Below are 9,835 nucleotides of genomic sequence, written 5' to 3' on the forward strand. Positions count from 1 at the left end.
CAATAATTAAATGTTTATAAATTTTAAATAGCATTAACCACGTAGTTGAAAAAAGGCTCGGACAAAACTCCGAACCCTAAAAAAGGAAGAAGAGGACTCGCGTCCTCTTCCATCTCCATGTTATTCATAAGAATGTCTTCAATATGACATCCGAATATAATACTAAGTCTTACAAGATTATCAACATTTGGTAAGCACTGTCCGCGTTGCCATTTGTAAATAGCCTGTTCCGACTCAAGTCCAAGTGCTTCAGCCAGTTCGCAAACACGCATATTACTCTGCTTTCTAAGCTCCTTAATTCTTGTTCCAGTAGCCTGCATGTCCACAAAAACATCAAAGATATCCATAGCCGCCTCCTTATTAACGCTTTTGCTATATTTATCGTTTTTAACCACATTTCTTTTAAGGATTAACAACAGCCGCTTGTAAAGAGTAGTATATCACATCTGCTATGTAAAAAAACTAAACCTGTGGTTTAAAAATCATTTTTTAAGTATCATCAAGATATTTTGAAAACCTCCTACACATTCACATCATTACATACCAATATGTCATTTATTGTCACGTCAAGCATATCTGCAAGAAGAACCATATTATCCATTGATGGTATAACCATAAGTTGAAGATTATTCAAATTCATCTTCTCTGGCCTTGAAAAACCCGTAAAAATACCTGACATTTTCAAGCTCGCTCCATTTACACACTCTACAGTCCTGTGTGTCGAGGTTGTAGATTTTCGCACCAGATAAGGTCCCAAGCATAAACGGAGAATGGGTAGCTATAATAAACTGACAGCCCAAAAGATGGGACATCTTGTTAAGTTCCTCTGCAAGCTTAACCTGATTGGCAGGTGACAACGATACCTCCGGCTCATCCAGAAGATACAGATTATCCGGCAGTAAATTATCATCAAAAAACTGTATGGCAGTCTCTCCATTTGAATACTTTTCCTGCCCAAACATTATGTACCCCATCTGTTTACTGCCTTCCTTTGAAGCGAGATAATCCTTGGCTTCCTTCTTGGTCATACCCTTTTGAACATAGTCATAAACCATACCATCCGAAAGTACTCTCTTCTGTTCAATTTTCTTAATCTCATAAAGAATATCCTCGCTCTTTATATAGCAGCTATTTGACGGAATACTTTTGTATGGGCGTCCCGTTCTTTCGTCATCGGCAAGGCTATAGGTACACTCATTTGAGAACTGACCGCAGTAGTCGACTGTTCCATATGTATTGGAGGTCGAATACTCCTTACCCTTGAGCATAAGTTTATTTGCAATAATATTGAGAATTGTTGATTTTCCAGATCCATTATTACCATACAGAACAGTAATAGGAGCAAAGACAAATGGTTCGATATCCTTGTTTTTGAATACATTATAGGGATATATATTAGGATTTTTTAATCTCCTACTACTAAGAGAAAAGCTTGATAGATATATCATTTCTCTTTCCTCCCCTTCATATTCTTATGACATATATAGGCTCCACGCATCATCCAGTAATATGCCATTATTCTCATTTTCATCCCTAACGGATTTCCCGTCTCACAATAATAATTCTGATTCAATACATAATCGTTTCTTCCAGCAACAAAAATCTCGTCAACTGATATTCCAAGAATCCTGCTAAGAGTGTAAAGATTTTCAACATCAGGAAAGCTATATCCATGTCGCCACTTATTAACCGATTGAACTGAAATACCTATAATTTCACTTATATTTCTATCCGTATATCCGCTATTCCTAATAATATTTCCAAGCCTGGACATAGTTGCTGCCATATCCGTTCTTAAAATCAATTTATCCATACCAAAATGTCCCCTTTAAACACATTCATAAAGCACAAAAATAATCTTTCAATTTATATTATACTCATTAGATGTGTCATAAAAAGGACATCTCAACGCACCATCTCTTTTCCTTACAGAACACTACTTAAACCTCTCCAAACATGAAACGGGCATCATATTTATCCAGTAATTCTTCATATATCATTTCATTCCCCAAACACCTTTTCAATGCCTTGTGTTCGCAGACAGTACATACAACATCACCTAATGTACCTATAGGAGAATACTCAAACCGGTAACTATAATCGCCTTAATTTGTACTAATAGCATACGCCTTATCATAATGGCGTGTCATTGAACTCGTGGTTGAAAAAGCTATCTGGTGACTAATTCACTAAATGGCTGTTTTCCATTCTGTCAGATAGTTTTTACATATTAAAAACTTCCCCACGTGCCTTAAATGGAAGTCTGCATCCTGCAGGCAATATGTATGCATGTTCTCGCTTGATAATCAGATGATCCTCTATTCCGCCATCCGTTATTATTAGTATTGGTCCATTCTTAGGAAAATCCTTTGACCTCTGCAAAAGATCAACAGCTGGCTGGAGTCTGGTTCCGCCCCTTCCTATAACCTTTACTTTTCCTGCAATATCATCAGGAGTCATGTATCCGGCATCATATGCAGTCGCATCACAGAACACCACCCTTGCAGCACGAACATCTCTTGAGGCAGAATAGCTCGCAATTGCACCTAATGCCTTGCCTATTTCCGAGGGTTCCATCGAACCGGATGTATCTATAATCACCCCAAAGGTCCTTGAAGAGTCATCTGATTCAGAAAGCACATACCTAGCCCTTGGTATATCCGGAGTGCAGCTCTGTCTTCTGCTGGGATGAGCATAGCTCCTATGCTTTTCCAATGGCTTAATATGAGCATTGAACCATTCTGCCAGCTTAACGTCCCAAGGAATTGGCGGCACAGCAAGTGCTCTTATTTCCTCAACAAGTCCGGCAGGAAGATAACCTCTCCCTCTGGTCGATATCTCATACTCAAGTCCCTGTGAAAGAGCACTCCTGTAAAAATCATCAAGAGAAACTCCTCTATCAGTACCATAGAACGATCCGGCTGCTCGTTTGCCCATAATGTCACCCTGCCCGTGACCTCTAAAGGTATCCTTTCTTTTAAAGGACCTCAAATCCCTACAAATAATGTCATAGATTTCTTCGGCGGACTTATCCTTAAGGTCAGGATCATAAAGAGCTCCCTCCGGCATCATGCCGATCTTCATTTCAGCAAGCCATCCGTTAATAACATAATCCGTAGCAATATTCCATAAATAATGGTCCCTGCCCGCAGTTCTTCTATGATGCAATAATGCCGCATGCATAAACTCATGAGCCATCACAAAATGCCATTCTGCTTCTGCAAGCTTCTTTTTTGTATTGATATAGATAATACCTTCATATGCATCCACTGCTGCCAAGCTTATATCATACTTTCTGCATTCCGTTTCACTATCCACAATTTTAAAGGAAGCGGCAATTGCACCAAGGAGCGGAAAAGAATTCATAAACCACCTGGCTAACTGTCTTCCAAATGAATCATCGTATTCCTGCTCCGCGACCTCATCAATAGCCTCAGCAACAGACCTCGCCAAGGAATGTGCAAAATCACTTGCAAACTCATTCTCCTGCTGATACCCCCACTTATCCTTTTCATACTTAATAGGCTCATCAAGCCCTATCATATCCATGGAATCAACTGCTCCGACTCCGTAAATATGATTACTCTCATCCCAGTGCTCTCTCAGAAGATACTCATAAATTTTCTGCTCATCCTCCATAATGCTTAAGGGTATATTCCCTACAGGCGACTGATTCAGTGGATCGCCCAGCTTTATGTCATTCAAAAATCTGTCAACATATATATCGCAGGCAATATTCCAAAGCTTCTTATTAAAACTGGCCTTTTTAATCTTCGTCCCATCATGATCTGTTTCGAAATATCCGGGTACCTTTTCAAGATCATAATGACCAAAGCAATTATGCAGAATGCAATGCGCCATGGCATATGCCCATTGTTTAGGTGAGAGGGAGACATTCTTATTAACAAGAATCGTTCCATCTGCCCTTGAGCTGGCGGCAGTTTTTTTGCCAAGTTCATTTCTTCCAACTATCTTCAGGTTTCCTAAAACCAAGTATCTAAATATTGAATTATCAAATAAGATTTCCTGCCCTTTGCGAATCTGCGTAAGGTTAGGATCCTCTTTTTCTTTACGCTGTTTTCCCACCGTTACCCTTCTCCTGTGCAACAAGTCTTGGAATATCCCTGGCAATCTCAATCATGAACCACTGTGGCAATGTCTTCCCATCCTCAGTAAACACAACCATTTGTGCAAGCTCATAGTTAATCTGAGCAAGCTCCTTAAGAAGTGACTTTCCTCTGTGTGCAAAAAATTGAGTTTTCTTATCAATTTCCGACTTCACTTCCGGAAGATCATGCAGTAGTCTTGCTCTAAAAGACTGAGCAAGGAAATACAGTACATCCCTGTCCTCCGGCTTTTCAGGCCATCTTGCATCCCCCTTTATGATATCCTCGAGAAGATACTTGTTATCTAACTGCTTAACAAAAGCCGCAAACATCCCGGCATGACTCGCGGAAATGCTACCGTATGCAAGCATTCTTATGGTCTCAATAGGAATATCCTTTTCCCCAGCTCCGAATTCCTTTAGCGCATCGCTTAACATGTGCCAGGATCTTGGTGTTGAAAACGGTTCCTCTGTTTTGGGAGGTTCTGAAAAAAGATGATCCGGCCGTTGGTTAAGGTAATCTGTAACCCAGGGATGAATGCCATTTCCATATGCCCACGTTAGCCAGCTTTTAACATCAGGCTTAAGCTGAACATGGAACATTCTGTTAATGAGTGCACTGGACATAGTCTTAACAATAGCCGCATCCTGTGTTCTATTTCCTGCACCAATAACTATGCTCCCCTCCGGCAAATGATATTCCCCAATTCTTCTCTCATAAATCAGACTATAGAACGCTTTCTGTACCTCCTGGGAGCACGCATTAAGCTCATCAAGAAAAAGCACATAAGGTTCCTTCCTTGCTATCATTTTGGGCGGCAAAAATTCAGAAGTCTCTCCTCTAATCTGAGGAATACCAATAATATCCTCAGGAGCCAGCTGGCTTCCAAGTAATGAAACACACTCAAGTCCCACCTCCATAGCAAACTCTTCTACAAGTGCTGACTTTCCTATTCCCGGTGCACCCCAGATATACACCGGACGTACAGGTGCTATATTAAGCAGAATTTCTAATAGTTCCTGCTGATTTACTGTTATAGGTAAATTCATTATTTCTATTTCTCCTTAATAACTAATTCATACTGTCTCAGCATTATTTTATAAAACGTATGTTATAACTTCACTAAACCGCTGGTTTAAACGCCCTAAAATACTCCTCTTCAATTCAACGTCATCTCATATATCAATCATATATGACCTTTCTCAGGATTGCATTTAACCATTAGTTGTAAAATTTGATCAGATTCCCAAATTCAACCAGCGGTTAAGTGACAAGCCCTTATAAAAAAACTATTCTGTAATCATCGAATGTGTTTTGAAGATAATGAACATGGAGGAAAATCAATGACGAAAATGACTTCTGCCTACGCAAACAAAGTTTTAAAGAAACTTAATGCTGATAAAGAGTTCTATCTCAATAAAGAAAGAGAAGGCCAAACCTATGTGGCATCCCTTGATGAAGAACCCGTCATTCCTGATTATGATTATGCTGAAGTATCAAAGGAAATTGCAGAGATTGACAGCAAGATAGTAACCATAAAACATGCAATTAACATTGTTAATGTTACTAACACAATTGATGTCAATGGAACCAATATGACAGTAGATGCTATTCTTGTAAAAATGGCACAGCTCAATCAAAGACGCGGCTATCTTGATCTTATGAGAAAGCGCCAGAAAAAGGCTCGCACAGAAACACGTTATCTTTCCTCAGCTGCTAAGCCTGAATATAAGTATTTAAATTATGATCTGGATGTAGTCAAGGCAGATTATGAGCGCATAGATTCTGAGATCGCTGCCATGCAGCTTGCCCTTGATAAATTCAATCAGACATTTGAATTCGAGGTTGAAATCTAATATTTTTTCCGTGTGGCCGGTCTTAATATAAAATACAGGTTAACTTCTGAAAAGTTGGTTATGAATAATGTTTATTGTTACAGTTCGTGGTTATCTGTTATTTTTTATAGGTTATTGTTAATTGTTATAGACTGACAAGAGCGTCTTTAAGGAGACAGATTCTACCTGCCACAGAAAACTTGTATCTCGGATACTTGGGACATGGAAGTTCGGTTTCACATGTCCCTATATTTTTTATCCATTTTGCCCTTCACGCTTTCGCTATATCATTATTTGTTATTTCTTGCCCATGCATTTTCATAGCTCCCCTGATCAAAAAGTGCAAAAGCCAAACCCATATTTCCATATCATCCGGATCGTCAAGCATCTTATCAAAAACAGCATAAATTGTATCTTTTATGCAAGGTCCAGAAAGCAACATATACCATGCACCACCAACACGTGTATATCCAGCAAGATCAGCTACATATTCGGATAGTTTATCAGTCTTAAAGTCTGCAAAAACTTCGAGAGGAGCTAATATTGTATCCACTTCTTCTCCATTGTCAAAATGGTCTATGCTATCAAATCTTTCTCTTGTATATCCATTATCCTGAATAACTATAAGCTCTTGAATAATTTTTACACAGGTATCTATAATTCCCCGCATTTCATCGTCCGAATATGCGCATTTAAACCTGATATCCTGTATCGTGACCTCGTAACAAGTTCCCCAATCTATATTTATATCCTTCACTGCATATTCATTTTTGATTCTTTCAAGCATTATTTCTGTATAGTCTATTTCCGGATCAAACATTTTTACCATCTTTAGCATATCTCATCTCTCCTTCCATTGCTGAAGTCGCTAAGAGCCGCCAGAAGACGGCCCTTAAGGATAATTTTCTTTCGGATCTCACCTAGCTGACTTGTGGTTACTTATCAAACCCATCGATGGCTCCGTCGCATAAAGCATGTCAGCACTCTATATGATTTCATCGCTCGAGCAAGCCTCATGTGCCTGCTTCTGCTATATCCTAATAGATAATAGCTGCTATTATTATAAATCCAGGGAAACAAATTAGCATTCAACGCGTAGTTGAATCATCAAGTCTGTGAGGCTCATGAGTTCCATCATCTTCTCTATACCTGCATTACTAAGAGTATATTTAGCAAGACAATATTTATTCTTCCATCTAGTTATCTTTCGTTCTGTGACCATATCACCAAATTCCTCGAATCTATTATTGTGCAGCACTTTCCTTCTCACAGTAGGATATCCAATACTCTGCATCCGCCTTCGAATCCCCAAATGTTTCTATAAACATTTTTATCTTCTCATCCCTTGGCATATCTAATTTAACAAGTCTTCCCGCAAAACCTTCTCTTCTGCCTTCCTCATAAGCTGCTTTAAGCCACGGTGCCATTCCTGGATCAAAATTCTTATAGCAAGATTCTTCCTCAGGATCTTCAATAGTTTCTAAAACGACTTTTATATATTCCCATGAAGCATCATTAACATGGCACCACTCTTTGTCATCAGGGCCATCATATTTAAAAAAATCTCTTTGTCCATAAATAAAATTGTTGGCCTTCAGCCATTTTTTAGCTGCCTTCATATTAGGAAACGCTCTATGTTCAAAACCCTGTGTCTCCAAAGTAAATCCAGCATGCTTTCTCCTCATTAACGTAACTATTACCATATCAAATACCCTTCTTTACTCTATAACTCCTGCAGGATAAAGATCTCCATCTGGAAGCTACTAAAAGCCTCTTTATTTCTTACTATTGTTATGATAACCTTCGTACCCAGCAATGTCATTGAACCTCTAGTTGAAAAAACAAAAGACCCTGCATTTTCTGCAAGGTCCTTTGCCGCTTTACCTATCTGAGGTCCAGCTATGATCAAATTCTGAATTGATTATTTTATTGCCCACAACACAGCCACGAGGATCACTTCAGACCAACCGGTTTAGCGCCCTAACCTTTATCATGGGTTTCAACATATTTCTATGTCTAAAGCACATTCTCAGTTCCCAATTGATTATTGAAGTAAATACTATTGACCGATGATAATTTACGGTTTAACCAAAATGCAAAACGGTTAACGCTCTTGGCCGTTGCGGCCTCCTCATTATTATCCCGTATATGGGGATTCAGAAGCAGGATTCGAACCTGCGACTTCCGGGCCATTAACCCAGCGCGATTTCCACTTCGCCATTCTGAACTCTCATCCAATATTTGCAATATCGGTAGTTGTAACGTAACCCTGTTACAGGGAAACCGGGTTTGAAGTTTTCGTGTTGCAGGCAATTCTTACTGAGTTAATCAAATCTCAATAAACGTTGTCGCATTGGATACTTTAATCTGAGTATCAAGCTCAGTAAGAAGCGTATCCCTTTTTTCCTGAAGTACAGAAATCTTTTTCTGAACATCAAGCGGATCCACCAGCTCAGTAGTGTTCTCCTTCACATAAGCTTCAACTACTTCCAAAGGCTTCTCATCCTTAACTTTGGTATCCTTACCAAGAATTGAAAGCCTCATACTCTCTGCTGTGCTCTGAAGCTGCTTGTTTTTCAAATCAGCAACAGCGACTCTAGTCTGGTAATCCTTTTCCATCTTAAGCTGAAGTGATCTCTCAAAATCAGCATCTCCATCATATGATCCCGCACCGCGCAATCTGCTTCTTAGAGAAATTGCACCTGCAACGGTAAAAGAGCCATAGGTGGTATTGATAGTTGTATTAGCATTTGAAGCAACGATTGCTGCATCAATTCTCTGGAATCTGTCAATCAGATCCTGAATCTGCTGATATGCACTTTCTGCATCCTTGGCAAATTCATCCTTGAATACTCTTGCATCAAGCACCTTTTCCTCATTGGGCTTGATTGTATCTACAAAGCTAGCCTTTGAAATCTTATCCTGAATCTTTTTCACAAGCAGGTCTCTCTCATCAAGAGCCTGAGTAACAAGCATCTTATCTGCCATAAGCTTCACCCTCCATGAACTATACTTTTGTTTGCTGTAAAACAAGTATAGACATGTAAATATAGGGTTGTCACTTAACCTGTGGTTGAAAAGCAGTATATTTTCCAGCACAGCAAATTACTCGCTCAAGATTGCTAACGCTTCTTCATCCAGTGCCAGCGAACCCAAAATAAGCATGTGGAAGAAATAAGTTTCATCTCTAACTTCTTCTACTATTTCTCTTTTTTTAATATTCTTTTTATGAAAGATATTTTTTGTTATTCTTTTTGATATCACTCACCCATTTTTTAGCTATATCACCACATCTATCTTCCGGGTACATCGTGCTTATCATCTCATGAAGTGATTGATATCTCTTATTGCCAGGTACTTTTTCTGTAATATCCCCATATCCTGATATTTCTGTAAATCTGTAATTATTTTTACTGGATCATCTATTTTTGACCATCTTTTCCTTAGATAATTAAATGCCTCTCTTTCTCCAATCTCTCTTGTGTTTGTTCTTACTTCCATTTTTCCTCCGATCCGGAAGTCTCAAAACGGAAGCAACCGCGCCAAGAGCATAAAAACCTGCTAACAAATGTCAATAGCAAAACGGCTTATTTTTAAGTGTTTTCAATTTCACCATTTTTAAGCATCACAAAAAGGCTGGATGAATAATTCCAGCCTTTTTATAGCTGTTGCTACTTATTTGTAGACTGCGGTTACTCTTGCATAATATATACGTAGAAATTTATTTAATCCCGCTATTTTAGCGTGTTTTTTGCACTTTCCCTCGATTTCTTTCTTGATTATATAATTATATACAGCATCATCTTTGGGCGCAGGATGACTCTTAAGTACCCTCATTACTTCATATCCTACTTTTCGTAAAGTTGATGATCCTCTCTTTGTCATCCTTCGATT

General features: G+C 38.9%; 10 protein-coding genes, 1 tRNA gene and 1 pseudogene. 1 reads left to right on the forward strand and 11 read right to left on the reverse strand.

Features of this window, described 5'->3' with window-relative positions:
• Positions 1-23: 23 nt before the first annotated feature.
• The 5 genes from G622_RS0117340 to G622_RS0117365 all read right to left on the reverse strand — a co-directional run bounded on the left by G622_RS0117340 (position 24) and on the right by G622_RS0117365 (position 5,155).
• A complete protein-coding gene (locus tag G622_RS0117340) occupies positions 24-347 on the reverse strand; it encodes a helix-turn-helix domain-containing protein (protein WP_026511740.1) in 324 nt (107 codons plus the stop codon).
• Positions 348-626: 279 nt separating this feature from the next.
• The gene (locus tag G622_RS0117350) at positions 627-1,448 is read right to left on the reverse strand and encodes an AAA family ATPase (RefSeq protein WP_026511741.1); all 822 of its coding nucleotides are present in this window, start codon (positions 1,446-1,448) and stop codon (positions 627-629) included.
• Entirely contained in the window at positions 1,445-1,813 is a 369-nt protein-coding gene (locus G622_RS0117355) for a helix-turn-helix domain-containing protein (RefSeq protein WP_026511742.1), read from the reverse strand. Before G622_RS0117355 ends, G622_RS0117350 begins: the two co-directional genes overlap by 4 nt.
• A gap of 410 nt (positions 1,814-2,223) precedes the next feature.
• On the reverse strand, positions 2,224-4,086 hold the full coding sequence (locus G622_RS0117360; protein ID WP_026511743.1) for a vWA domain-containing protein: 1,863 nt from the start codon (positions 4,084-4,086) through the stop codon (positions 2,224-2,226).
• Positions 4,070-5,155, reverse strand: coding sequence for an AAA family ATPase (locus G622_RS0117365; RefSeq protein WP_026511744.1), 1,086 nt, complete (start codon positions 5,153-5,155; stop codon positions 4,070-4,072). Before G622_RS0117365 ends, G622_RS0117360 begins: the two co-directional genes overlap by 17 nt.
• A 294-nt stretch (positions 5,156-5,449) precedes the next feature.
• Here G622_RS0117365 and G622_RS0117370 point away from each other — a divergent pair, with 294 nt between their 5' ends.
• Positions 5,450-5,962: a hypothetical protein gene (locus G622_RS0117370; protein ID WP_026511745.1), complete on the forward strand. Its 513-nt coding sequence runs from the start codon at positions 5,450-5,452 to the stop codon at positions 5,960-5,962.
• 250 nt (positions 5,963-6,212) lie between these two features.
• On the opposite strand, the gene G622_RS0117375 is transcribed toward G622_RS0117370, so the two are convergent.
• The 6 genes and pseudogenes from G622_RS0117375 to G622_RS26335 form a co-directional block, all read right to left on the reverse strand.
• Positions 6,213-6,770, reverse strand: a complete 558-nt coding sequence (locus G622_RS0117375) for a hypothetical protein (RefSeq protein WP_155831542.1) — start codon at positions 6,768-6,770, stop codon at positions 6,213-6,215.
• A 415-nt stretch (positions 6,771-7,185) separates the two neighbouring features.
• The gene (locus G622_RS0117385) at positions 7,186-7,644 is read right to left on the reverse strand and encodes a hypothetical protein (protein ID WP_026511747.1); all 459 of its coding nucleotides are present in this window, start codon (positions 7,642-7,644) and stop codon (positions 7,186-7,188) included.
• Between the two features lie 451 nt (positions 7,645-8,095).
• Positions 8,096-8,168 (reverse strand) — tRNA-Ile (locus G622_RS0117395).
• 101 nt (positions 8,169-8,269) lie between these two features.
• The gene (locus G622_RS0117400) at positions 8,270-8,929 is read right to left on the reverse strand and encodes a hypothetical protein (RefSeq protein ID WP_026511749.1); all 660 of its coding nucleotides are present in this window, start codon (positions 8,927-8,929) and stop codon (positions 8,270-8,272) included.
• A gap of 330 nt (positions 8,930-9,259) precedes the next feature.
• A complete protein-coding gene (locus G622_RS0117410; RefSeq protein WP_026511750.1) occupies positions 9,260-9,442 on the reverse strand; it encodes a hypothetical protein in 183 nt (60 codons plus the stop codon).
• A 174-nt stretch (positions 9,443-9,616) separates the two neighbouring features.
• Positions 9,617-9,835: pseudogene (locus G622_RS26335) on the reverse strand (IS110 family transposase); the annotation flags it as partial.

The organism is Butyrivibrio sp. LC3010, from assembly GCF_000424385.1.
In the GTDB taxonomy this organism is placed as follows: domain Bacteria; phylum Bacillota; class Clostridia; order Lachnospirales; family Lachnospiraceae; genus Butyrivibrio.

Excerpts from the sequence above, each read along its gene's own strand:
- G622_RS0117340 (WP_026511740.1), bottom strand. The coding sequence starts at position 347 with ATGGATATCTTTGATGTTTTTGTGGACATGCAGGCTACTGGAACAAGA.
- G622_RS0117350 (WP_026511741.1), bottom strand. The coding sequence starts at position 1,448 with ATGATATATCTATCAAGCTTTTCTCTTAGTAGTAGGAGATTAAAAAAT.
- G622_RS0117355 (WP_026511742.1), bottom strand. The coding sequence starts at position 1,813 with ATGGATAAATTGATTTTAAGAACGGATATGGCAGCAACTATGTCCAGG.
- G622_RS0117365 (WP_026511744.1), bottom strand. The coding sequence starts at position 5,155 with ATGAATTTACCTATAACAGTAAATCAGCAGGAACTATTAGAAATTCTG.
- G622_RS0117370 (WP_026511745.1), top strand. The coding sequence starts at position 5,450 with ATGACGAAAATGACTTCTGCCTACGCAAACAAAGTTTTAAAGAAACTT.
- G622_RS0117375 (WP_155831542.1), bottom strand. The coding sequence starts at position 6,770 with ATGGTAAAAATGTTTGATCCGGAAATAGACTATACAGAAATAATGCTT.
- G622_RS0117385 (WP_026511747.1), bottom strand. The coding sequence starts at position 7,644 with ATGGTAATAGTTACGTTAATGAGGAGAAAGCATGCTGGATTTACTTTG.
- G622_RS0117400 (WP_026511749.1), bottom strand. The coding sequence starts at position 8,929 with ATGGCAGATAAGATGCTTGTTACTCAGGCTCTTGATGAGAGAGACCTG.
- G622_RS0117410 (WP_026511750.1), bottom strand. The coding sequence starts at position 9,442 with ATGGAAGTAAGAACAAACACAAGAGAGATTGGAGAAAGAGAGGCATTT.